The sequence below is a fragment of the Allobosea sp. 10L417 genome (assembly GCF_056395485.1).
Genome location: NZ_JBFTJP010000002.1, coordinates 280621 through 303552, shown reverse-complemented (window position 1 = coordinate 303552; position 22932 = coordinate 280621). Strand labels below are relative to the sequence as shown.

General features: G+C 66.5%; 25 protein-coding genes. 11 read left to right on the top strand and 14 right to left on the bottom strand.

Going from position 1 to position 22932, the window contains the following annotated elements; genetic code table 11:
- Positions 1 to 62: 62 nt before the first annotated feature.
- From moaA to AC1DE3_RS07595, 4 genes are all read left to right on the top strand, one after another.
- The gene (gene moaA, locus AC1DE3_RS07610) at positions 63 to 1076 is read left to right on the top strand and encodes a GTP 3',8-cyclase MoaA (protein WP_441512558.1); all 1014 of its coding nucleotides are present in this window, start codon (positions 63 to 65) and stop codon (positions 1074 to 1076) included.
- A 142-nt stretch (positions 1077 to 1218) separates the two neighbouring features.
- Complete coding sequence (locus AC1DE3_RS07605) at positions 1219 to 1755, top strand: hypothetical protein (RefSeq protein WP_476852299.1); 537 nt, start codon at positions 1219 to 1221, stop codon at positions 1753 to 1755.
- On the top strand, positions 1745 to 3214 hold the full coding sequence (locus tag AC1DE3_RS07600) for a hypothetical protein (RefSeq protein WP_441512339.1): 1470 nt from the start codon (positions 1745 to 1747) through the stop codon (positions 3212 to 3214). The genes AC1DE3_RS07605 and AC1DE3_RS07600 overlap by 11 nt, the downstream gene beginning before the upstream one ends.
- A 10-nt stretch (positions 3215 to 3224) precedes the next feature.
- Complete coding sequence (locus AC1DE3_RS07595) at positions 3225 to 3989, top strand: hypothetical protein (protein ID WP_441512338.1); 765 nt, start codon at positions 3225 to 3227, stop codon at positions 3987 to 3989.
- 46 nt (positions 3990 to 4035) lie between these two features.
- Here AC1DE3_RS07595 and AC1DE3_RS07590 read toward each other — a convergent pair whose 3' ends face one another.
- Complete coding sequence (locus AC1DE3_RS07590; RefSeq protein ID WP_441512337.1) at positions 4036 to 5733, bottom strand: methyl-accepting chemotaxis protein; 1698 nt, start codon at positions 5731 to 5733, stop codon at positions 4036 to 4038.
- Positions 5734 to 5966: 233 nt separating this feature from the next.
- On the opposite strand from AC1DE3_RS07590, the gene solA reads away from it, so the two are divergent.
- Together solA and AC1DE3_RS07580 are read left to right on the top strand one after the other, a co-directional pair.
- Entirely contained in the window at positions 5967 to 7106 is a 1140-nt protein-coding gene (solA, locus tag AC1DE3_RS07585; RefSeq protein ID WP_441512336.1) for an N-methyl-L-tryptophan oxidase, read from the top strand.
- A 22-nt stretch (positions 7107 to 7128) separates the two neighbouring features.
- On the top strand, positions 7129 to 8046 hold the full coding sequence (locus AC1DE3_RS07580; RefSeq protein WP_441512335.1) for a DMT family transporter: 918 nt from the start codon (positions 7129 to 7131) through the stop codon (positions 8044 to 8046).
- Positions 8047 to 8097: 51 nt separating this feature from the next.
- Here the strand turns inward: AC1DE3_RS07580 and AC1DE3_RS07575 are convergent, their stop codons facing one another.
- Positions 8098 to 8964, bottom strand: a complete 867-nt coding sequence (locus AC1DE3_RS07575; RefSeq protein WP_476852298.1) for an NAD(P)-dependent oxidoreductase — start codon at positions 8962 to 8964, stop codon at positions 8098 to 8100.
- A gap of 134 nt (positions 8965 to 9098) precedes the next feature.
- Between AC1DE3_RS07575 and map the strand changes: the two genes are divergently transcribed.
- The gene (gene map / locus AC1DE3_RS07570; protein ID WP_441512333.1) at positions 9099 to 9851 is read left to right on the top strand and encodes a type I methionyl aminopeptidase; all 753 of its coding nucleotides are present in this window, start codon (positions 9099 to 9101) and stop codon (positions 9849 to 9851) included.
- Positions 9852 to 9869: 18 nt separating this feature from the next.
- Here the strand turns inward: map and AC1DE3_RS07565 are convergent, their stop codons facing one another.
- The 4 genes from AC1DE3_RS07565 to AC1DE3_RS07550 form a co-directional block, all read right to left on the bottom strand.
- Positions 9870 to 10586: an ABC transporter permease gene (locus AC1DE3_RS07565; protein WP_441512332.1), complete on the bottom strand. Its 717-nt coding sequence runs from the start codon at positions 10584 to 10586 to the stop codon at positions 9870 to 9872.
- Positions 10583 to 11311 carry an ABC transporter permease gene (locus AC1DE3_RS07560; protein ID WP_441512331.1) on the bottom strand — a complete coding sequence of 243 codons (729 nt, stop codon included), beginning with the start codon at positions 11309 to 11311 and terminating at the stop codon, positions 10583 to 10585. Before AC1DE3_RS07560 ends, AC1DE3_RS07565 begins: the two co-directional genes overlap by 4 nt.
- A 74-nt stretch (positions 11312 to 11385) precedes the next feature.
- Complete coding sequence (locus AC1DE3_RS07555; protein WP_441512330.1) at positions 11386 to 12159, bottom strand: transporter substrate-binding domain-containing protein; 774 nt, start codon at positions 12157 to 12159, stop codon at positions 11386 to 11388.
- 207 nt (positions 12160 to 12366) lie between these two features.
- Positions 12367 to 13569 (bottom strand): MFS transporter, encoded by a 1203-nt coding sequence (locus AC1DE3_RS07550; RefSeq protein WP_476779845.1) that lies wholly within the window; start codon positions 13567 to 13569, stop codon positions 12367 to 12369.
- Between the two features lie 178 nt (positions 13570 to 13747).
- Here AC1DE3_RS07550 and AC1DE3_RS07545 point away from each other — a divergent pair, with 178 nt between their 5' ends.
- Positions 13748 to 14422, top strand: a complete 675-nt coding sequence (locus tag AC1DE3_RS07545; RefSeq protein ID WP_441512328.1) for a spermidine synthase — start codon at positions 13748 to 13750, stop codon at positions 14420 to 14422.
- A gap of 37 nt (positions 14423 to 14459) precedes the next feature.
- On the opposite strand, the gene AC1DE3_RS07540 is transcribed toward AC1DE3_RS07545, so the two are convergent.
- The 3 genes from AC1DE3_RS07540 to AC1DE3_RS07530 are packed head-to-tail and all read right to left on the bottom strand — an operon-like array spanning position 14460 to position 16818.
- Complete coding sequence (locus AC1DE3_RS07540; protein WP_476779844.1) at positions 14460 to 15233, bottom strand: hypothetical protein; 774 nt, start codon at positions 15231 to 15233, stop codon at positions 14460 to 14462.
- Positions 15230 to 16282 (bottom strand): agmatinase, encoded by a 1053-nt coding sequence (gene speB, locus AC1DE3_RS07535; RefSeq protein WP_441512326.1) that lies wholly within the window; start codon positions 16280 to 16282, stop codon positions 15230 to 15232. Before speB ends, AC1DE3_RS07540 begins: the two co-directional genes overlap by 4 nt.
- Before the next feature lie 23 nt (positions 16283 to 16305).
- A complete protein-coding gene (locus AC1DE3_RS07530; RefSeq protein ID WP_441512325.1) occupies positions 16306 to 16818 on the bottom strand; it encodes a GNAT family N-acetyltransferase in 513 nt (170 codons plus the stop codon).
- A gap of 188 nt (positions 16819 to 17006) precedes the next feature.
- On the opposite strand from AC1DE3_RS07530, the gene AC1DE3_RS07525 reads away from it, so the two are divergent.
- The 3 genes from AC1DE3_RS07525 to AC1DE3_RS07515 all read left to right on the top strand — a co-directional run bounded on the left by AC1DE3_RS07525 (position 17007) and on the right by AC1DE3_RS07515 (position 19972).
- Positions 17007 to 18092 carry a TRAP transporter substrate-binding protein gene (locus AC1DE3_RS07525; RefSeq protein ID WP_441512324.1) on the top strand — a complete coding sequence of 362 codons (1086 nt, stop codon included), beginning with the start codon at positions 17007 to 17009 and terminating at the stop codon, positions 18090 to 18092.
- A gap of 238 nt (positions 18093 to 18330) precedes the next feature.
- Positions 18331 to 19425, top strand: coding sequence for a TRAP transporter substrate-binding protein (locus tag AC1DE3_RS07520; RefSeq protein ID WP_441512323.1), 1095 nt, complete (start codon positions 18331 to 18333; stop codon positions 19423 to 19425).
- 163 nt (positions 19426 to 19588) lie between these two features.
- Entirely contained in the window at positions 19589 to 19972 is a 384-nt protein-coding gene (locus tag AC1DE3_RS07515) for a porin family protein (RefSeq protein ID WP_441512322.1), read from the top strand.
- Positions 19973 to 19998: 26 nt separating this feature from the next.
- On the opposite strand, the gene AC1DE3_RS07510 is transcribed toward AC1DE3_RS07515, so the two are convergent.
- From AC1DE3_RS07510 to AC1DE3_RS07490, 5 genes are all read right to left on the bottom strand, one after another.
- Positions 19999 to 20670, bottom strand: a complete 672-nt coding sequence (locus AC1DE3_RS07510; RefSeq protein ID WP_441512321.1) for a uracil-DNA glycosylase family protein — start codon at positions 20668 to 20670, stop codon at positions 19999 to 20001.
- On the bottom strand, positions 20667 to 21134 hold the full coding sequence (locus tag AC1DE3_RS07505; protein ID WP_441512320.1) for a hypothetical protein: 468 nt from the start codon (positions 21132 to 21134) through the stop codon (positions 20667 to 20669). Before AC1DE3_RS07505 ends, AC1DE3_RS07510 begins: the two co-directional genes overlap by 4 nt.
- The gene (locus AC1DE3_RS07500; RefSeq protein WP_441512319.1) at positions 21134 to 21601 is read right to left on the bottom strand and encodes a hypothetical protein; all 468 of its coding nucleotides are present in this window, start codon (positions 21599 to 21601) and stop codon (positions 21134 to 21136) included. The genes AC1DE3_RS07505 and AC1DE3_RS07500 overlap by 1 nt, the downstream gene beginning before the upstream one ends.
- Positions 21601 to 22212 carry a glutathione S-transferase family protein gene (locus AC1DE3_RS07495; RefSeq protein ID WP_441512318.1) on the bottom strand — a complete coding sequence of 204 codons (612 nt, stop codon included), beginning with the start codon at positions 22210 to 22212 and terminating at the stop codon, positions 21601 to 21603. Before AC1DE3_RS07495 ends, AC1DE3_RS07500 begins: the two co-directional genes overlap by 1 nt.
- A 120-nt stretch (positions 22213 to 22332) precedes the next feature.
- A complete protein-coding gene (locus AC1DE3_RS07490; protein WP_441512317.1) occupies positions 22333 to 22884 on the bottom strand; it encodes a thermonuclease family protein in 552 nt (183 codons plus the stop codon).
- Positions 22885 to 22932: the final 48 nt, after the last annotated feature.

The following is a 22932-nucleotide window of genomic DNA, read 5'->3' as shown; positions in this document are numbered from 1 at the left end:
GTCCGCATCCTGGTCGGAGCGGCTGGGCGTTCGGAGTTGAGGCAGACGTGCTGCTCGACGACATGAAGCCGCTGACGCGGTCGCCGCTGGTCGATCCGTTCGGCCGGAAAATATCCTATCTGCGCATCTCGGTGACGGATCGCTGCGATTTCCGCTGCGTCTACTGCATGGCCGAGAACATGCAGTTCCTCCCCCGGAAGGAGCTGCTGACGCTGGAAGAGCTCGACCGGATCGCGACCGCCTTCGTCAGCCGCGGCACGCGCAAGCTGCGACTCACCGGCGGCGAGCCGCTGGTGCGCCGGGACATCATGAGCCTGTTCCGCTCGCTCTCGCGCCACCTCGCCTCAGGCGCGCTGGACGAGCTGACGCTGACGACCAACGGTTCGTTGCTCTCGCGCTATGCCGATGAGCTCGCCGGCTATGGCGTGCGCCGCATCAACGTCTCGCTCGACACGCTCGACGCCGACAAGTTCCGCGAGATCACCCGCCGGGGCGATCTCAAGGTCGTGCTCGCCGGCATCGAGGCGGCCCGCAAGGCCGGCATGCGCGTCAAGATCAACGCTGTGGCGCTGAAGGGCGTCAACGACGACGAGATCGAAGAGCTGATGCTCTGGTCGCACGGCCTCGGCATGGACCTCACGCTGATCGAGGTCATGCCGATGGGCGAGATCGAGGTCGGCCGCATCGACCAGTATCTCCCGCTCTCGGTGGTGCGCGGGCGGCTGATGGACAAGTACTCGCTGGTCGACGACCCCTACCGGACGGGCGGGCCGGCGCGCTATGTCCGCGTCAAGGAGACCGGTGGACTGGTCGGCTTCATCACGCCGCTCACCCATAATTTCTGCGAGAGCTGCAACCGCGTGCGGCTGACCTGCACCGGCACGCTCTATATGTGCCTCGGCCAGGAGGACGCCGCCGATCTGCGCGCCGCCGTCCGCTCCTCCCCTGACGACGCCCTGCTCTACCGCGCCATGGACGAGGCCATCGCCCGCAAGCCCAAGGGTCACGATTTCATCATCGACCGGCGCCATGCGCGCCCCGCCGTCGGCCGGCATATGAACGTCACCGGCGGCTGATCGGCAGGACGGCGATTGCCGCGTCAGCTTGACCGGCTGGGCGAATACCGGCACCGTCAGGCGACGGGTGGAGTTGCTGCGGGTCATGTTCAAGGCGATCGCAGGCCGCGTGAGAGCGGCCGCAAGCGCAATCATTGACGCCGTGAGGCAGACCCACGCCGCGCGTCTGGCCGTTATGGCCCTGCGGCTGCGGCGGCTCCTGCCTCTTCTTGCCATCCTCGTCGCGACCACCCTGCTCTTCTGCCTGTTCCTCGGCTGGTCCAGCGGGCGCAATGTCTTCGTTGCACTCGCGCCGGCATCGGCGACCTGGATCGGGGCCGGAATAGTGGGCGCCCTGGCGGGTCTGGTCGTGCTCGAACTCTGTGCGGCCTTCGCGATCACACTCATGACCGCCGCACTGCAGCTCGCCTACGACACCGGGCGGCACCGCGTGCGCGCCCTGCTTGTGATCGCCTGCACGATGGTGCTGGCGGGACTCGGCTGGCGGCTTTCGGCGCTCGATTCCGCAGGCTTGTCCCTCGTCGGCACCCTGCCGATGCTGGCCGGCGCGGGACTTGTCGCGCTGACGATGTGGTTCGAGCGGGCCTATCTGCGCCCGGCCTATCCCGGCTTCCGCGATTTCTGGATCGATGTCGTCGATGCCCGCCAGTTTCTGACGCGAGCCGCCCATGGCGAATGACAATGGCAGCACGGCCTCGCCCCATGGCATCACCCCGGCGATGACGGCGCACCATCTCGCTGAAGCGGTCAGGGCCGGCCACAACGGCGCAAGCGACGCAGTCGAGAACCTGCCCCCGGCCGACGCGACCATGCTGTCGCAGACCGAGCAGACGCTGATCGCCCGGGTGCGCGAACACCACACCATGCTGCGGCAGGAGGCAGCGGCGCGGCTCAACGCCATCCAGGCCGAGATCGTCAGCCGGCGGGAACTCTTCACGCAGCAACGCTTCGAGGGACGGGTGCGCGGTGTCGAGGCGACTATGCGGGCGATGCTCAACAAGCACGGCAGCGAGCTGGAGCAGCGCGTCTACGACGCGCTCCGCGCCAAGCGCGAATACGCGTTCTTCAACTACGAGAACAAGCGCCGCGCCGACCCCAAGCTCGACAAGTGGCAGTTCATCCTGTTCTTCCTCGTCGTGCCGCTGGTGATCGAGAGCCTGCTCAACGGCAATTTCTTTGCCGAAGCCAGCGATTTCGGCCTGGTCGGCGGCGCGGCCACCGCCGTCATCATCTCCGCGCTCAATATCGCGCTCGGCTTTTGCATGGGCATCGGCCCGGCGCGCTACTGCCAGCACGTCAAGAGCTCGCATCTGTTCTGGGCCCTGCCGGCCTATGCCGGGATGATCGCACTCATCGTGCTGTTCAACCTCGCGGTCGGCCATTACCGCGAGATGCTGATCGCCAATCCGGATGCGCGCTCGTTCCAGGTCATGCCGCGCGTGATGGAAAACCCCCTCGCGATCTATGACATCAAATCGGTCGCGCTGGTCATCATCGGCTGCCTCGTCGCCTTCGTCGCGGCGACGAAGGGCTATACCGCCTTCGGCACTTATCCTGGCCATGCCGCCGCCTATAAGCGCTGGCGCCAGCGCTGGAGCGCGGTCGAGGAAGAGCGGCGCCGGCTCGATGGCGAGTTGCTGCCGGAGCTGGAGGCGATCCGTACCCAGATCGACGGCTTCCGCGCCGATTGCCGCGACGAACTCGGCAAGCTGCAGGGCACGAAGGCGGCAGTCGAGAAGGCGCGGGACCTCTATCTCTCCCGCCTCGGCCAGCTGCGCGCGGCCAAGGACGCGGCGATGATGCAATATCGCGAAGCAAATCTTCGGGTCCGCACCGATCTGCCGCCAGCCTATTTCTCGCAATCGCTCAACCTCGCCGAGATCGACCAGCCCGGCGAGCTGCCGGAAATTGTCGCGGCGCGCCGGCAGATAGAGGATTTCGAGCAGCAGCTCACCAGCATGCCGGGGCTTATCGAGGCGAAGCTCAAGGACAGGCTGATGCTGCTGCGCGGCGTCGATCTCGCCGGCGAGATCGAGCAGGTGAAGCTGCGCGCGGCACAGGCGGGGCGCGAAGCCTTCGAGCGCGACGAGGCGGCCCAGAAGCAGGCGGCGGAGGATTTCGCCGCAATGCCACGCTAAAGGTCGGGGCATGAAGACCGAGAACCTGGCCATCGTCGCCTCCCTGCTCGCGGGCGTCGCGCTCGTTGGCTTCTTCGCGGCCCCTTCCCTGCTGCGCGGCCCGCCGCGCGACCAGGAGACGCTGTGCCCGAAGACCGGCCCGGTCGGCCATACGCTGATCCTCGTCGACAAGACCGATCCGTGGAGCGAGGTGCAGGCCGGACGGCTGAAGAAGCTGGTCAAGCAGATCGGCGACGAGCTGCCGGCCGAGCGCATGCTCTCGATCTACGTCTTCAACGACGTCTTCGAGCCCGGCTTCCCGGCCCTGATCTCGCTGTGCAACCCCGGCAAGACCGCAAGCGAGCTGATCGGCAATCCGCGCCGCGAATATGTGAAATGGGTCGAGAAATTCGGCCGCCCGCTCGACGATGCGTTGACCGTGCTGACACAGCCGGCGAAGGGCAACCAGTCTCCGATCGTCGAGGCCATCGGCGACGTGGTGTCGCGCCGCGAGAACCGCGTGCCGAATGGCGACCGCTCGCTCGTCCTCGTCTCGGACATGCTGCAGAACTCCGGGCAGTTCACCGTCTTCGGCAATGCCGCCGGCGCGCGCGACCCGGAGCGGCTGCGGCGCTTGCTCGATAAAGTCTGGCAGGATTCGGGTGCGAAGACGTGGACGCTCAGCATCCATCAGGTTCAGGGCGTCTACGACCCGAACCGGCTGGAGCAGACCGCCACGCTCTGGAAGCAGGCCTTTCAGAAGCTCAACATCGCGGTGACCTGGGACAGGCTGTAGCCTCGACCAAGCCGCCTGCCCTGCTTGGGCCGGCGCGTGGCGGGTTTCAGAGCCTGTAGGCCATCCGCACGCCGCCCCAATGGCGCCCGCGCACGCGCAGCGGCGCGTTGATCTCGCTCAGCGCCTCGCTGCTGCCATTCCCGAAGTCATGATGGCAGAGCTGGACCATGAACGGACGCACAGAGCGGCTCGCGCTGATGCCGGAACGGCTCTCGAGAATGCGCCGGTTGCGGGCATGAATCGCGTTCCAGGCCGGATCATGGCTGCGCGGCATCAGGGACGTCTCGGTGTGATGCACCGGCACATAGCCGTTGCGATCGCTCGGCACGGCAAAGACCAGACGCGGATCGCTCGCCAGCGCCCTCTCCAGGAGTGGCGGCAAGAGCGCTTCCAGCGCAGGCAGGCTCGGGCTCAGATATTGGAGCGGGTCACTCTCGGGAACCGGCGTGTAATCCGCCTCGAACAGGTCTTCTTCCGCCACAAGCCCCTTCTCGATCGCGGCTTCCATCACCGCGGCCACTTCGCGGGCAAAGTCCTGGGCGCGCTCGATGAGCGGCCGATAGGAACGCTCGATGTCCTCGATCATCTGCGCCAGCGCACCGCTGCCGGCGACTGCGTCCGGATCGAAAGCGAGGTGCAATCCCTGCTCGCTTTGCCCTGCCATCCGGCAAGGAAGCGGCGGCAGACCGTCAATGGTAAGCGTGCCCACGCCGCCGCCGAACCGGGCAGACTGCGCGTCGGCGAGAAGCGCGCCGCCGCGGCCAACATCGACGATGCGGCTCGACAGATCGATACCGCCGAGCATCAGCCGGGCACGGCGCGCGGTCGGAAAGCGATCGAAGCGCCGCCTGTCGGCAAAGGCAGAGTGCCGCAGGACCGGCTTGAAGCGCCGGAGCATGCGGCCGACCAGCCGGCTGCCCTTTTCGGAGGCGCGGCGCACCCGCTCACTCTCGGCCACCGTGGCATGCGCGATGCGATCGATTTCATCGGCGCGGCGTGCCACGCCCTCGACGAAAAGCGCCGCCTCCCGGGCATTGCGCGACAATTCCGCCGTCGAGGCCGCCTGCTCCTGTGAGGCCTCGCTGATCGTGCTCATGAGTGGATTGACGTCCCGCACGATCTGGAGCGCTTCGTTGACGCTGCCGGTCGAGCTCTGCGCTGCGTGGGTGAGCCGATCGACCCTGCTGCGGATGTGCTCGACGGCCTCGCTCACCGCGATGGAGAGCGTCTTCACCTCATGCGCGACGACACCGAACCCGCGCCCGGCCTCGCCGGCACGGGCCGCCTCGATGGCCGCATTGAGCGCCAGCAGATTGGTCTGGCGGGCGATCTCGGCAATGGAATCGACGATGCCGCGGATCTCGCCGGTCGCCTCGGCGAGCCCATCAAGCATCAAGGTGGCCTGGCCGGCGCGCGCGACGGCAGCGTCGAGCCGGTCGCGAACGCTGGCCATGGCGCTGTCGACCTGCTCGGCCGACTGCGAAACCTGCTGCGACGCCGCCGCAAGGACCGAAGCGTTCTCGCTCGCGGCGCCAACGGCCATACGCATGCTGCCGGCGCTCTCCAGAATGGTGCGCGAGCCGCTTTCGGAATCGGCCGACAGCTTCTCGACCTCGCCCAATTCCTTCGTGAGCCGATCCATCGCGAACAGGATATCGCGCTCGATATCATCAACCGCATCGCGGAGGGAGAGGTCGCGGGGGGCGATCTGTGGAGCCGACGCCTCTGCCGTCTCGGCCGTCATCGGCTCCGGTGAAGCCTCGCTGCCAGCTGGAGTTCGGGCGCTCAGCCAGCGTCGTATCCTGCCCTGCATCCCCAGCCCAGTCTCACCTAAGGTCAGCCCTGAATCGGTTATGGGTGGCGAGGGTTAACAAAAAGCTTCCTCGACGGCTGCACGGCGCCTGTGCCGCAGAAGCATTGGACCGTCTTCCCAGGCGCCTGTATGGCTTGGCCTTCCGCATCTGACGGGCACGAGCCATGAGCCAGCACAGCTATGACGTCATCGTCGCGGGGGTCGGCGCCATGGGGTCGGCGGCTTGCTGGCACCTCGCCCAGCGCGGTCTCAAGGTGCTGGGGCTCGAGCGGTTCGACCTCGGCCACGCCATGGGCTCCTCCCACGGCCTGACCCGGATCATCCGGCTCGCCTATTTCGAAGGCTCGCACTACGTCCCGATCGTGCGCAGGGCGCATGAGCTCTGGGCCGAGACCGGCAAGCAGGCGGGACTCAAGCTGCTGCATGTCACCGGCTCGCTCGATCTCGCGCCGAAGGGCGGCGGACCTGTCGAATCCTCGTTGCAATCCTGCCTCGACCACGGGCTGACGCATGAGGTTCTGGAGGGGGCCGAGGTGATGCGGCGCTTTCCCGGCTTCCAGCTGCCGGCAGGGCATATCGGCCTGTGGCAGCCGGATGGCGGCTTCGTCGCCTCCGAGAAGGCGATCTATGCCCATGTCGGCCTGGCGCAATCGCGCGGCGCCGACATCCGCACCAACGAACCGCTGCTGGACTGGACGCCGACCGCGCAAGGCGGCGTCATCGTGCGCACCGAGCGTGGAACCTATTCCGCCGGTCGCCTCGTCATCACCTCGGGCGGCTGGATCGCGGATGCGGTGCCGGCGCTGTCGCAGCGGGTCACCACCGTGAAGCAGGCGATCGGCTGGTTCACCACGCGCCGCCCCGAGCTTTTCCGCGAAGGCGCCTTCCCCGTGTTCATTCTCAGCGTCGAGGAAGGCAACTTCTACGGCTTCCCGCTCTATGAGCACCCCGGCTTCAAGCTCGGCGGGCCGCATTTCGGGCGCGAGCCGATGGATCCGCGCGAGCCGGACAGGACTCCGAGCGAGAACCAGGTCAGCCTCATTCGGGAGTGCCTCGCGCGCTACCTTCCCGATGCGGCGGGCGAGCCCTTGACGGTCAAGGGCTGCGTCTACACGGTTTCACCGGACGAGGATTTCATCATCGACACGGTGCCGGGCGTGCCGCAGGCCGTCTTCGCTTCGGCCTGCTCCGGCCATGGCTTCAAATTCGCCAGCGCTATCGGCGAAATCCTCGCCGATCTGTCGACCACCGGCCATTCACCCTTCGACCTCTCTCCCTTCTCGCTTTCCCGCTTCGCGGCCTGAGCCTTTCCGGCAGGATACCCCTTTGGCCAGCGCAGCCGAAAATCGCCGCGGCATCATCTTCATGCTCGCGGCCATGTCGCTCTTCGTCCTCAACGACACGCTGATGAAGCTGGCGCGCCAGACCTACCCGGCCGGTCAAGCCATCGCGCTGAGGACGGCTTTCGCGATCGTCGTCGGCTTCGGGCTTGTCTTCCTCGCCCGCGAGAGCGACCGCCTCGCCATGACCTTCAGGCCGCGCGTGCTGCTGCGCGGGGTCCTCGAGGCCCTCAGCGCGCTGACTTTCGGCTGGTCGCTCGGGCTGCTGCCGCTGGCCAACATCACCGCGATCAACATGGCCTCGCCACTGCTCATCGTCGCGCTTGCGGTGGTGCTGGGGATGGAACGCGTCGGCTGGCGGCGGACGACGGCGCTGACCGTCGGCTTCATCGGCGTGCTGTTCGTGGTGAAGCCGGGCGCGGCCTCCTTCAATTCCGCGGCGCTCGTCGCCCTGTTCAGCACCTTCCTCGTCGCCTGCCGCGATCTCGCGACCCGCACCATCGGCGATGACGTGCCCTCGACAGTCGTTTCGCTCACCACGACGGTCCTCGTCGGCGTCGCCGCCCTCGCCTACGGCCTGACCGAGCAATGGCTGCCGGTCTGGCGGCTCGAGACCGTCTATGTCGCCCTGGCTGCCGTTCTGGTCACAGTCGGCACCTTCTTCATCATCAGCGCGTTCCGCCGCACCGATGTCGGCGTGATCTCGCAGTACCGCTACGCCGTCATCGTCTTCGCGACACTGCTCGGCTATTTCGTCTGGGGCGACGTGCCCGATCTCTTCGCCTTCCTCGGCATCGGGCTGATCGTCGGCAGCGGGCTCTACGCGATGCACCGGCAGCGCGTGCGACCGGATTCCCGGCTGAAGCTCGACCGCCGCCCCGATCCTTCGAAAGAGGCCGCCTGACGGTGGACGGGCCGCGAGGGCCCGTCTCAGGTTTCCGGTGTCAGCGCCGCTTTACGGTTCCAGGCGAGCGATCAGGCTGGAGGTGTCCCAGCGATTGCCGCCCATCTTCTGCACCTCGGCGTAGAACTGATCGACCAGCGCGGTGACCGGCAGCTGTGCGCCATTGCGGCGGGCCTCGTCGAGGACGATGCCGAGGTCCTTGCGCATCCAGTCCACGGCGAAGCCGAAATCGAACTTGTTCTGGTTCATCGTCTTGCCGCGGTTCTCCATCTGCCAGGAGCCGGCGGCGCCCTTGGAAATCACCTCCAGCATGGTCTCGACGTCGAGCCCGGCGCGCTTGGCGAAATGCACGCCCTCGGACAGGCCCTGGACCAGGCCGGCGATGCAGATCTGGTTGACCATCTTGGTGAGCTGGCCGGAGCCGGCCGGGCCCATCAGGCGGCACATCCGGGCAAAGCTCGCGACGACCGGTTCGACGCGGGCGTAGGTCTCAGGCTCGCCGCCGCACATCACGGTCAGAACGCCGTTCTCGGCGCCAGCCTGGCCGCCCGAGACGGGCGCGTCGACGAAGCCGAAGCCGCCAAGCTTTGACGCCTCGTAGAGCTCCCGCGCGACATTGGCCGAGGCGGTGGTGTGGTCGACGAAAACAGCCCCCTTCTCCATGCCCGCGAAGGCGCCGTCCTCTCCTGTCGTCACCGAGCGCAAATCGTCATCGTTGCCGACGCAGGCGAAGACGATCTCCTGACCTTTCGCAGCATCGGCCGGTGTCGCTGCGGACAAGCCGCCATGCTGGGCGACCCAGGCCTGCGCCTTCGTCGGGTTGCGGTTGTAGACGGTGACCTCATGGCCCTTGGCCTTGAGATGGCCCGCCATGGGATATCCCATCACGCCGAGACCGATGAACGCGACTTTGGCCATGAGCAGCTCCCGCTCCTTTTTGAAGACTGAAACGCTTTAGCGCGCCGTTGCCGGTCCGGGAAGACGGATGCGCGCCAGCCCTCCATGCGGCATTTTCCGTTGCAGCCGGGAGACTGGCGGCTTAGCTGCGGTCCATGACCATATCGAACGACGACGAATTGCAGGCCCTCAAGGAGATCGGCGGCATCGTGGCTCGCGCGCTTGCAGCCATGGGCAAGGCTCTGGAGCCCGGCATGACCACTGCGGAACTCGACGCGATCGGGCGCGATTTCCTCGAGCGGCACGGCGCATGCCCGGCCCCCGAACTGGCCTACGGCTTCCCTGGCGCGACCTGCATCAGTGTCAACGAGGAGATCGCCCACGGCATTCCCGGCGAGCGGCGCATCCTCGCGGGCGATCTCGTCAATATCGACGTCTCGGCGGAGAAGGACGGCTTCTTCGGCGATACCGGAGCCTCGTTCGCCGTGCCGCCGGTCAAGCCGAAGGTCGAGCGGCTGTGCCGCGACGGCCGGCGCGCGCTATGGGCCGGCATCGGACAGGTCGGCGCCGGCAAGCCGCTCGCCGGCATCGGCCAAGCCGTGGGGCGCTTCGCGGACAAGAACGGCTATACGCTCGTGCGCAACCTGGCGAGCCACGGCGTCGGCCGCTCGCTGCACGAGGAGCCGACGGAGATTGCGACCTGGCCCGACCGGCGCGAACGCCGGACCATGACGAACGGGCTCGTCTTCACCGTCGAGCCGTTCCTCTCGCTGGGCGCGGACTGGGCGGAACAAGGGGATGGCGATCGCTGGACGCTCTACAGCGATCCCCGCGCGCCAACCGTCCAGTACGAGCACACCGTGGTCGCGACACCGCGCGGCGCCGTCGTCCTGACCCTGCCGGGCTGAAGCCAGGCTACGGCCGGCTCAGCGTAGCGAGAGATGCCGGCTGAGCCGCAATTCGACCCTGTCCCAGACGCGCCGGATGATCTCTACCAGCACAAGATAGATCAGCGCCGCATAGAGATAGATCGACAGGTCGAAGGAGCGGGCGAAGGCGAGCCGCGTCGCGCCCATGAGGTCGAAGAGCGTGACCAGCGAGGCGATGGCGCTCGCCTTGATCATCACGATCAGCTCGTTGCCGAGCGGACGCAGCGCCAGGATCATCGCCTGCGGCATGATTACGAGACGCAGCGTCGCCCAGCGGTGCAGGCCGAGCGAGAGCGCCCCCTCGAACTGCCCGCGCGGGATGGATTGGATCGCGCCGCGCAGGATCTCGGCCTGATAGGCGGCCGTGTTGATCGTGAAGGTGAGAAGCGCGCAATAGAACGGGTCGCGAAAGAACCACCACAGGCCGACATCCTGCCAGAACAGCCGGAACTGACCGAGGCCGTAATAGACGAGGAAAAGCTGGCAGAGCAGCGGCGTGCCCCGAAAGAAGGTGGTGTAGCCGCTCACCAGCTTGCCGATCCAGGGCGCCCCGTAAAGCCTCGCGACCGCAAGGCCGAAAGCCATGACGAAGCCGAGCAGCACCGAGAAGAAGACCAGCTCGACCGTGATCCAGAGGCCGGACGCCATCCGGCAGCCGTAGTTCTGCAGGACTTCGCTACCGACGAACCAGCCGGGGTATTCGCACCAGTTCATCGCGTCGCGCCCCCGAAGGCCGCAAAGCCGCGATTGGCGCGCCTTTCCAGCCCGTCGATCGTCCGGGCAGAGATAAGCGAGAAGAAGAGGTAGATCATCATCGCCGCGCCGAAGAACAGGAAGGGTTCCTTGGTCACGACATTGGCGCGGGTCGTGATGAACATGATGTCCGGCAGGGTGATGACCGAGACCAGCGAAGTCTCCTTGAGCAGCACCATCCAGTTGTTGCCGAGGCCGGGCAGCGCCACACGGACAAGCTGCGGCAGCACGACAAGCCGGAAGGCCTGGCCCTTGCTCAAGCCGAGCGCCGCGGCAGCCTCGCGCTGGCCCTTCTGGATCGAGTTCAGCGCACCGACCCAGACCTCGCTGGAGAAAGCCGAGAGCACGACGCCGAGCGCGACCATGCCCGCAACAAAGGGGGGCATGCTGAAGGAACCGGGCAGGCCGAGGCTCTGCCAGAGCTGCTGAAGCAGGATCTGGATGCCGAAATAGATGATGTAGAGCGTGAGCAGCTCGGGCACGCCGCGAAAGACGGTGGTGTAGAGCGTGGAGATCCAGCGCAGCAGCGCGTTGTCGGAGCGCTTGCCGAGCGCGACGATCAGCCCCAGCGCAAGGCCGAAAGGCAGCGTCGCCAGCGCGATCGAGATCGTGACGGCGGCGCCCTGCAGCAGGGCCCAGCCCCAGCCTTCGGGGCCGAAGCCGAGCAGCGCGAATTTATCGAGCATGAAGATGCCGGGGCAGGAGAAGCTTATGCCCGCCGGCCCAGCCGGGCCGGCGGGAACGGTTCAGGACAGCCGGCTCAGTCGTATTTGAACCACTTGTCCTCGAGCTTCTTGTGCGAGCCGTCGGCCATGGTCTCGGCGATGGCCTTGCTGATCTTCTCCTTGAGCTCCGGGTCCGACTTGCGCACGGCGCCGCCGACGCCGGGGCCATGGATGGCGTCGTCGCGCTTCACCTCGGCGATCTTGCGGCAGCAATCCTTGCCCTTGCCCCGAAGGAAGTCGGACAGCGCGAGCGCGTCGGCGACGATGTAGTCGAGACGGCCGTTGAGCAGGTCGAGATTCGCTTCTTCCTGCGTCGGGTAGAGGCGAATGTCGGAGTCCTTGTAGAACTTCTCGAGATAGTTGGCGTGAATGGTCGAGCCCTGGGTGCCGACCGACTTGCCCTTGAGCGCGGCCGGCGAGATGTCGTCCGACTTGGTGCTCTTCGGCCCGATCGCCCAGATCGGCGTCTTGCTGTAGACCGCGGTGAAGTCGACCCGCTTCTTGCGCTCGTCGGTGGCGTTCATGCCGGCGAAGATGACGTCATACTTGTTGGCGAGCAGCGCCGGGATGATGCCATCCCAATCCTGCACCACCCAGGTGCATTTCACCTTCATCTTCTCGCAGAGCAGGTTGCCGTAATCGATCTCGAAGCCCTCGAGCTCCTTCTTGGCGTTCAGATTGTTGTAGGGCGGATAGGCGCCTTCGGTGCCGATCCGAATCTCCTTCCACTCCTTGGCCTGGGCGAGAGCGCCTGTCGCACCAGCCAGCGTCAGCGCCGCAGCAGCGACGAAACGAACGAAACCCTTCATGAAACCTCCCGCAGTTTCGAGGCCGCCGGATTTACCCTTGTCCCCGGTCCGACCCCGCTGCGACAGATTGGGCGCAGTTTCGCCTTACCCGCAAGAGGGTGCCCCGCAGCTTTTGACGGCCGGCACCGCCCAAAGGGCTGGCAACGAGGTCAATACTGCCAAAGGAGAAGACTGGCGTTGTGCGGGAGGCCCGACGGGCCGCGCGTTTCAGCGACGAGCGTCGATGACCGCCACGATCCAGATCGCAAGGCCGCCCAGCGCAAGCGCCGCACCGACCCAGCCGGTCGAGGTCCAGCCATAGCCAGCAGCGATCGCCATGCCGCCGAGCCAAGGGCCGAGCGCATTGGCGGTGTTGAAGGCGCTGTGGTTGAGCGCGGCGGCCAGCGTCTGCGCGTCCTCGGCGACATCCATCAGGCGCGTCTGCAGCATGGCACCGAGACCGCCGCCGCTGCCGATCATGAAGACGACCAGCGACACCGCCCAGATATTGCCGGAAGCGAAGGGGAAAGCCGCGAGCCAGAAAGCGCTCCAGAGCAAGAGGCCGGCAGTTGCCGGAACCAGCGCCCGGTCTGCCGCCCAGCCGGCGAAGAGCGTGCCGAGTGTCAGTCCAAGCCCGAAGACGGCGAGCACGACCGGCACAAGCGCGGGCGAAGCACCGGTCACCGCCATCAGGGTCGAGGCGAGATAGGCGTAGACCGCGAAGAGTCCGCCGAAACCGATCGCGCCGGTGGCGAGCGTGAGCCAGACCTGCCGACGCTTCAGCGCGCCGAGCTCCCGCAGCGGGCTCGCGCCCGGTTGCACCCTGTCGCGCGGCGCATAGAGCCCGATCAGCAGGACCGTCAGCAGGGCCAGCCCCGCGACGATGGCGAAGCCAGAGCGCCAGCCCAGGACCTGCCCCATCCAGCTCGCGGCGGGAACGCCGAGAATCGTCGCGATCGTCAGGCCAAGCATGACCCGCGCGACCGACTGCGCCCGCCGGTTCGGCGGCGAGAGCGAAGCGGCGACCAATGCCGCGACGCCGAAGTAGGCGCCGTGCGGCAGGCCGCTGAGGAAGCGGAAGGCCAGCATCCAGTGATAGTTCGGCGCCATAGCACTCAGGCCGTTGCCGATCGCGAAGACGGTCATCAGGCCGATCAGCAGCGTACGGCGCGGCACCCGCGCCGCCAGCACGGCAATCAGCGGCGCGCCGACCACGACGCCCAGCGCATAGATGCTGATGACATGCCCTGCCGTGGGTTCGTCGATGCCGAGGCCGGCCGAGAAATAGGGCAGCAGGCTCATCGCCGCGAATTCGGTCGTGCCGATCGCGAAACCGCCCATGGCGAGCGCGAACAGCACCAGCCCGACCGGCGTCGAGCGAATGGCGGACGTGCCTGCGTTCAGGCTGCGATCATGCGCGGCAAGGCTCATAAGTGGCTTTCGAAGGGATGGGCGCGCGATGCTGCGCCGCAACATGGAATAGCCATTCCGACACGCCATAGCAGCAGCGAAAACGACGCGGCCCCATGCACTGAGGGCATGGAAATCCGACCGATACGCTGCGGACGCGCGCAGCTATAAGGCGGGTTCAGACACAGGTGAGAGCAACGTGATTCCCTGGACGGTCCTCGACAGCGCGCCCCTGCCCGATGGCAGCGGAGATCTGCGCCTCAAGCAGCGGGGCAGCGAGTTCTCGATCATGCTGGGCAGCAACGAGCTGATGAACAGCCGTCTCAGCGGCTCGGAGGAGGCGCTGGCGAAGCTGGTCTGCGAGCGGCTGGGCCAGCGCCCCGGAATCCGAATGCTGATCGGCGGACTCGGGATGGGATTCACATTACGGGCCGCCCTCACCCATCTGCCGCCGGATGCAGAGGTCGAGGTGGCCGAACTGATCCCCGCCGTCGTCGACTGGGCGCGCGGGCCGATGGCGGCGGTCTTCGCCGGCTGCCTGGACGATCCGCGCACCCAACTGACCGTTGCCGACGTGGCCGGCGTCATCACCAACGCCAGGGGCCGCTACGACGCGATCCTGCTCGATGTCGACAATGGGCCGGAAGGGCTGACAGTCGCCGGCAATGACCGGCTCTATGCGGCAGGAGGGTTGCACGCCGCCAAGGAGGCGCTGCGGCCGGGCGGCATCCTCGCAATCTGGTCATCGGGCCCGGACCACGGCTTCACCCGGCGCCTGCGCAGCGCAGGCTTCGCCACCGAGGAGATCACGGCACGCGCCCGCCGCACGGGCGGCGGGGCGCGGCATGTGATCTGGCTGGCGGCGCGGCGCTAGCGATACCGAAGAACGGCCGGGATACCGGCCGATCTCCTCAGTTGAGCCGGCAGAGCCCGTCGCAGGGCGCCGCCGAAACGGTCTGGATGAATTCGCCAACCGCCTTCTGCGCATCCGGCTTCAGGACGGGCTGAGCCGCCTGCAAAGACGCGATCAGCGCCTGCCGATCCGGGGGCGCGATGCCAGCGGCGATATCGGCCGCGTTCTCGGCAAGGCTGCGTGCGATCAAGAGCTGATTCTGAGGCTTCAACGCCGGATTGCGCAGCGCCAGCGCCGCTCCGGTGACGATCTGCTGCAGGCCTAGGCGCATTTGCCGGATGCCCTGAAAGCGAGCATCGGTCTTCTCGTCGGCCTGCAGATGCGCGCCGAAATTGTTGATCGCCTGCAGCGACGCGGCGACAGCCTTCAGCAGGAAGACATGGGTCCGCGTCAACTCGTCTTGGTACTCGGCGACGTTCTTGGCCGTGTCCGGCGGCTTCCGGTCGGCCGAGAACAGGGTATAGGCCTGCAGGATTCTCGTCTGCTTCTGGACGATGTTCAGCAACGCCGGGATATCGGCGCCCGTATAGGGCTTCTTGCCGAGGATGGCCTGCTCGTCCCAGACGTCAGCCAGCACCTTGCCTTCGACGGGATCGGCCAGGCGCGGCAGGCTCGGCTGGCTCTCCGACGCCTTCATCATCGTCTCGACCGACGCGGCGGCGGCGTCCATATAGGCCGATCCGTTCTGCGGCACCTCGGCGCGCGCTGCGAACCCCAGGAGACAGGCCCCGCCCAGGGCGGCGAGCCGTGCGATCGAACCGAACCTCGTCATGGTCTTCCTTTTCCTGCGGCGCGAGCCTCAGCCAGAAGGCAGAGCTCGGTGAAGAGAACCTGCGCCGCGCATTGCGCCGTGTTGCTGGTCGCATCGTATTGCGGCGCGACCTCGACGACATCAGCCGCCACGATGTCGCGCCCCTTGAGCGCGCGCAAAATCGCCAGTGCCTCGCGCGGCGTCAAGCCGCCAACTTCGGGCGTGCCGGTGCCGGGCGCAAAACCGGGGTCGAGCGAGTCGACATCGAAGGAGACATAGGTCGGCCCGTCGCCGATCACGGCCAACGCCTTGGCGATCACCGCATCAAGACCGAGATCGTCGACTTCATTGGCATGGATCACGGTCATGCCGGACTCGTAGGAGAACTCCCACAGATATTCGGCGCCGCCGCGGATGCCGATCTGGATCACGCGCTCGGGGTCGAGCACGCCATCCAGCACCGCCTGGCGAAACGGGCCGCCATGATGGAACTTCGAGCCCTCATAGGGGCCGGACGTGTCGCAATGGGCGTCGATATGCACCATGCCGACCGGGCGCTTCGCTCCCACGGCCTTGAGGATCGAATAGGTGATGGAGTGATCGCCGCCCACCGCCAGCGGCGAGACGCCGGCCTCGACGATCGTCCGGAAGGTCGCCTCTATATCCTCATGGCAGCTTTCGAGCGAATAGCGCGAACGGAACGGCACGTCACCGACATCGGCGGCCTTGATCATGGTGAAGGGCGCCGTGCCGAGCGCATGATCCATGGGGCCCATCCGCTCGATGGCACGGACAGCGCGCGGGCCGAGGCGGGCGCCGGCCCGGTTGGTCACGCCCAGATCCATCGGCACGCCGATGATCGCGACATCGAGGCCGCCGATATCGGGCTTGGCGAGGGCGTCCGGGCGATAGGGCGCACCGACGAAGGTCGCGACATCGGCGAAGGGCCATTTGCGCCTGTCGCCGGTGAACTGGCCTGCCGCGACCTTGGCGAAGCGCGGATCGTGAATGTCGCCGCCGCTGGCGCCGGCATAGCGCTGCCTGAGCCGGTTGAGCCTGTCCTGATCCATGCCTGCCTCCTCGCGGACTTGCCTCAGCCCGGAATGCGCTCGAGCATCAGCACCGTGTGGTCCTGATATTCGACCTGTCCGAAGCCCTTGTAGCCGAGCTTTTGCGCGACGCGTAGGGAAGCAACGTTCTCGGGCGCGATGATGCAGACGCTGCGCCGTGCGCCATGGGTCGCCGCAAACCAGCCGTGAGCGGCAGCCGCCGCTTCGCTTGCATAGCCCTTGCCGTGAGCCTCTGCGGCCAAAATCCAACCGGCCTCGGGGGCATTGTCGAACTGCGGGGACAGCCCACGGCAACCGTCGAACAGGCCGATCTCGCCGACGAAGGCGCTGCTGTGTCTCTCGACCGCCACAAACATGCCGTATCCGCGCAGAGCCCAATGGCCGGCGATGCGGGTCAACCGATGCCAGGCCTCCTCCCGGCTGAGCGCCCGGCCGCCGAGGTAGCGAACGACATCCGGGTCGCTGCGCATCGCGTGGATCGCATCGAGATCATCGATCTCAGGGCGGCGCAGCCGCAGGTTTTCAGTCTCGATCATGGCCGCTTTAAGCATCGCCGCGGGAGCGAGCCAAGAGATGCATCGGAACTAGCCGAAAGTCGCAAGAATCGTCGATGAAATCCCTCGCGCTTCGAAAATCCATTCGCTACAACGCGTTTCGGAACGTCGGGCGACAGAACCCCTTTCGAAACGCCCGCACCCCCTGAATGTCCGAGGAGAATCGCTAGATGAAGCGTCGTCAGTTTATTCAGACCGCGGCTGCCGGCGCCGCGGCCAGCGCTGTGGCCATGCCTGCGGTTGCGCAGTCCAATCCCGAGGTGAAGTGGCGCCTGGCCTCGAGCTTCCCGAAGTCGCTCGATACGATCTATGCCGGCGCCGAGATCATGGCCAAGATGGTCTCCGAGCTGACCGACGGAAAGTTCCAGATCCAGGTCTTCGCCGCCGGCGAAATCGTCCCGGCCCTGCAGGCTCTCGACGCCGTCACGAACAACACCGTCGAGATGTGCCACACCGTCTCGTATTACTATGTCGGCAAGGATCCGACCTTCGCGATCCCCGCCTCGGTGCCGTTCGGCCTCAACGCCCGCATGCAGAACGCCTGGCTGTTCCAGCATGGCGGCAACGAGCTGTTCAACGAATTCTACAAGAAGTTCAACGCCTACGGCCTTCCCTGCGGCAATACCGGCGCGCAGATGGGCGGCTGGTTCCGCAAGGAAATCAAGTCGACCACCGATCTCCAAGGCCTGAAGATGCGCATCGGCGGCATCGCCGGCTCGGTGCTGCAGAAGCTCGGCGTCGTGCCGCAGCAGCTCGGCGGCGGCGACATCTACCCGGCGCTCGAGAAGGGCACCATCGACGGCGCCGAGTGGGTCGGTCCCTATGACGACGAGAAGCTCGGCTTCGCCAAGGTCGCGCCGTACTATTACTATCCGGGCTTCTGGGAGGGTGGACCGACCGTCCACGCCTTCGTGAACCTCGAGAAGTGGAACTCGCTGCCGAAGACCTATCAGGCCGCGCTCACCGCCGCCTGCACCTATGCGAACACCCAGATGGCGGCACGCTATGATGTCGTGAATCCGCCGGCGCTGAAGCGACTGGTTGCGGCCGGCACGCAGCTGCGCCCCTTCCCGCAGGACGTGCTGGAAGCGAGCCTCAAGGCCTCGAACGAGCTCTATTCCGAAATTTCGGCGAAGAACCCGGACTTCAAGAAGGCGATCGAGACCATGGCCGCGTTCCGTTCCGACCAGTATCTCTGGTGGCAGGTGGCGGAGCTGAGCTTCGACGTCTTCCAGGTGCGCACGCGCGCACGCTGAACGGCGGACGCCAAATCGTTGTTTCGAAGGCCCGGCATCACGCCGGGCCTTTTTTATTTGGCTGGTTGCCGCGGCGAGCGATCCATTGCGGATTATCGGCCCTGCCCCGCAATCCATGACGAAATTGCATGATTGCCATGCAAATACATCTTGCGCCGACAACCAGACCTGCTTTGCTGGCGTGCGTCAGCAACGACCGGAAAACCGGCGTGCATGCCTCTGAGGGAGAGCAAACTGGATGAAGCGTCGTCTATTCCTGAAGACCGCAGCAATCGGGGCAGCTGCGGGAACTATCGCGAGCCCGGCCATTGCGCAGCCGATGCCGGAGATCAAATGGCGGATCACCTCGTCCTTCCCGAAATCGCTCGATACGATCTACGGCGCCTCGGAAGTTCTGGCCAAGGCCGTTTCAGAAGCGACTGACGGCAATTTTCAAATTCAGGTTTTCGCAGCTGGCGAGATCGTGCCGGCTCTGCAGGCGGCGGATGCCGTGACGAACGGCACCGTCGAGATGTGCCACACCGCCTCCTACTACTATGTCGGAAAAGACCCGACCTTCGCCTTCGGCACGGCCGTGCCGTTCGGACTCAATTCCCGCCAGCAGAACGCCTGGTTTTACCATGGCGGCGGTATGGATTTGCTGAACGAGTTCTACAAGAAGGCGAACATCTACGCCCTGCCCGGTGGCAATACCGGCTGCCAGATGGGTGGGTGGTTCCGCAAGGAGATCAAGACCGCCGCCGACCTGCAGGGCGTGAAGATGCGCATCGGGGGCTTTGCCGGGCAGGTGATGAGCAAGCTCGGCGTCGTGCCGCAACAGATCGGCGGCGGGGATATCTACCCGGCGCTGGAGAAGGGAACCATCGACGCGGCGGAGTGGGTCGGCCCCGCCGATGACGAGAAGCTCGGCTTCAACAAGGTTGCGCCCTATTACTACTATCCCGGCTGGTGGGAGGGCGGAGCCTCGCTCCACTTCTTCATCAACACGGCGAAGTGGAACGAACTGCCGAAGGTCTACAAGTCGCTGCTCACGACAGCCGCCGCCCAGGCGAATATCGACATGCAGGCGAAGTACGACGCCCGCAATCCGGCCGCGCTCAAGCGCCTTGTCGCCGCCGGCGCGCAACTGCGCCCGTTTTCGCAGGAGATCCTCGAAGCCTGCCTGAAGGCATCGAAGGAAGTCTACGCGGAAACCAGCGCCAAGAATCCGGACTTCAAGAAGATCTACGATTCGATGTCGGCCTTCCGCGGCGACCAATATCTGTGGTTCCAGATCGCGGAATACACCTACGACAACTTCCTGATCCGCTCGCGCGTTTCGAACCTGCTCTGACCCAACGGAGCTTCCAGCGCGAGCGACACTTGCCCCGGCGCAAGCCGGGGTTTTTCATCGCATTGCGCCAAGCCACTCCCGCGGCAGCGCGCGCCATGCTAGACGGGATGCCATAGCCGTGCCTTGCTTTAGGGTTAGCAGGCATCGTCGCTCGGAAATCGCCATGCCCCGCACCGTCCTCGCCCTGCTCCTGACCTGCCTTGCGACCGCTGCCACAGCGCAATCGCTCGGCGAGCCCTTGCCGGGGCGCGCCGCTCCTCGCGAATCCTTCAGCAAACCCGCCCCCGCGGCCAGCAAGGGCGCCCGCCCCTGCCCCGAATACGGCGCCGGCTTCGTCCGCCTCGAAGGCTCCTCCCTCTGCGTCCGGGCCGGCGGCTCGGTCCGCGCCGAATTCGGGAAGAGCTCGCGCAACGGTTATGGCAGCCGCGCGGACGGGATGGCCTATCTCGAAAGCCGTGGCCAGACCGCCCTCGGGCCTGTCCGCTCGGTCCTCAGCGTTCGCGGCGGGGTCGATCGCGGCCTGGATTCCGGGCCGTTCCGCTACTGATCTCTTTATTTTCTACCGCGTTGTCGTCACGCGAGCCGGTGTCCGCTGCTCTCAAGGACGCTCTCGCCCTGAGGCTTCAGTAGCCGCGCGACCTCCGCCTGAAGCACGGGAACCAACTCTCGCTCGAACCAGGGATTGCGCTTGAGCCAGGCGTTGTTGCGCCAGGACGGGTGCGGCAGCGGCAGCACGCGCGGATGCACCGGCCGGGCCAGGATCTCACGCCAGTTCGACACCGTCCCCGAGAGATTGGCGGCCTCCTTTGCACCCAGATGCCAGCCCTGGGCATAGCGCCCGATCGCGAGCACAAGCTCGATCCGCGGCAGTGCCGCGAAGACCCGTCCGCGCCAGGCCGGCGCGCATTCCCGCCTCGGCGGCTTGTCTCCGCCCTTCGCGTCCAGCCCCGGAAAGCAATGCCCCATCGGCACGATGGCGACCTTGGCGGCGTCGTAGAACGCCGCCTCGTCGATGCCGAGCCAGCTCCGCAACCTCACGCCGGAAGGGTCGGTGAACGGGCGGCCGCTGGCATGAACGCGCGTGCCTGGGGCCTGCCCGGCGATGCAGAGCCGCGCCGTCGCGGAAGCCTGGATCACCGGGCGCGGCTGGTGCGGCAACGGCGGCAGGTAGAGCGGCGCGTCACGGCAAATCCGGCAGGCCCGCAGTTCCGCCAGCACCTCGTCGAGCGTTTCCGGCGCGCTCATCGCCTTGCCAGCCTGGAACGTCCGGGAGCCTGCGAGATTAGCCCATCGCAGACCCAAGCGGGCTGCTTCGCCGCATAGTCGTGCGGATCGCCTTTCTCGATCCGGGCGAGACCGTTGATGCGGCCGCTCGGACGGTTGCGGATGACATAGAGATCGCCGCTGACCTCGATGGTGAAACAATAGGTCCGGCGCGTTTCCTGCGGACCGTAGTAGTAGCAAACCGCGTCCGCGGTCGTCGTCCAGCAGGCATCCTTGTTCGACACGCCGCGGTTGTGACCGCTCGCGCGACCGTCGGGATGGTGAAACTCGCTGAAGGGCAGGTTGGTGCCGGTATAGACACCGGAGACGGTGTTGCCTTCGAACAGCCGCCGGATCTGCTCACCGTTCAGCCGCTCGGCCGCGCCGGCACCGGTCGCGGCGAGAAGCCCAAGGACCGCGACCGCGATGCCCGAGCACCGTCGCATCAGCGTTGCGCCAGCTTCCGGCTCATCGGCGGCGCCGGGGCGCGCGAGATCAAACCGTCGCAATACCAGGGCGTGCCGTTGTCGGTATGGTTGCGCGGATTGCCGAGTTCGACCTTGGCCAGCGCATTGACCATGCCGTTGCCGACGTTGCGCAGCACGTAGAGGTCGCCGCTCATCTCGACGGTGAAGCAATGCACCGTGCGATCGCTCGGCGGGCCGTAATAGTAGCAGATGCGGTCCGGCTTGGTGATCCAGCAGGCATCGGTATTGGGTTGCCAGCCATTATGGCCGAGCGCCTGCCCGTTCGGATCGTGATACTCGGTGAAGAAGCCGCCATTGGTGTAGCGCCCGGACACCGTGTTGCCGCGAAAGGCGCGTTCGATCGCCTCCCCGCTCAGGCGTTCGACCGCCTGCGCCGCGGTGACCGGAACCAGCAGAGCCAACAGGAACGGGAACAACCGGCGCATCACGCCTTCCAGCTCGGGCGCGTCGACAGCTGATCGTGCCAGCGGCGGATATGGACGAAGTCCTCGGCGAGCGGAATGCGTGAGGGCTTCATGAAGTCGATGGCGATGCCAGCGGTAATATCCGCCACGGAGAGGGCTTCGCCGCAGACGAAGGCGTTGCCGGCAAGCTGCAATTCCAGCAGCCAGAGATGGTCGTCCACGTGGTCCCGATTGGCCTCCGCCCATTCGGGGACCTGGTCCTCAAGCTCTGCCATGGACGGATGGCTGTGGCGGAAGACGGCGGCAACGCTGGCGAACAGCCCGAGCTCGATCCGCCGGTTCCACATCTCGATGGTCGCCTGCTCCTTCGGATCGCGGCCGAACAGCGCCGGCTGGGGATGAAGCGCCTCGATGTAGCGGCAGATCGCGATGGTCTCGGCAAGCGCGGTGCCATCGTCGAGTTCGAGCACCGGCAGGCGCTGCGCCGGGTTGATCCGGGCGAAGGCTTCGGTCCGATGCTCCTTCTTGGCGATGTCGATCGCCACCAGATCCGGCAGCGCCACGCCCTTTTCCGCGAAGAAGATGCGGACCCGCCGCGGATTTGGCGCCCGCCCGCCATCGTAGAGCTTCATCAGATGTTCTCCGTCTCCGGTGCACCGGATCACGGCCCGCGCCGGAAGGTCAACCACATGCTGCGGTTTCGTGACGCCAGCAAGGCGGGCGATGCCGCATCCGGCCGGGAGGGCCCGGGCTCAGCGCGGATGGGCGCGACGCCAGGCCTCGGGCCGCTCGAACTGCAGCGCCCAGAGTCCGCGCCGCGCGGCCCGCGCCTCCTCCTCCTGGGCCCGATAAGCACCATAGGACACCGCTTGGCCGTCGCGGACCATGCGGGCATTGACGTCCTCCTCGCCGACCCGGCAGCGGGCCAGCCCGCGGCCGTAGCGATCGACCTTGCCGATCTCGCAGGTCGCCATCCCCCCGGCCAGCATGGCCTGCAAGGCACGCCGCGCCTCGCGCCCGCAGGCAACCTGCCGGCCGGCCCGGTCGGTGCAGCTCTGGCGATATTCGGGGGCGTCGATCCCCTCCAGCCGCAGCTCCTCGCCGAGCAGCCTCAGCGAATCGCCATCGATCGCCTGCGCCGCTCCGACCAGCGTCCGGGCGGGGCCGAGGCGGTATTGCAGGATCGCACCAGCGAGCGCCAAAAAGCCGAGAAAGCCGAGCGCCACGGCGAAATCCGTGACGCGGCCGACACGGCGCCAGCCGAAGGGGCCGGAACGAGAGCTGCTAAATCCGAAGGGAGCCATCAGGAAGAGCTTAACGATTTGGTGTCCATGATGGCGAGCCGTTTGCGC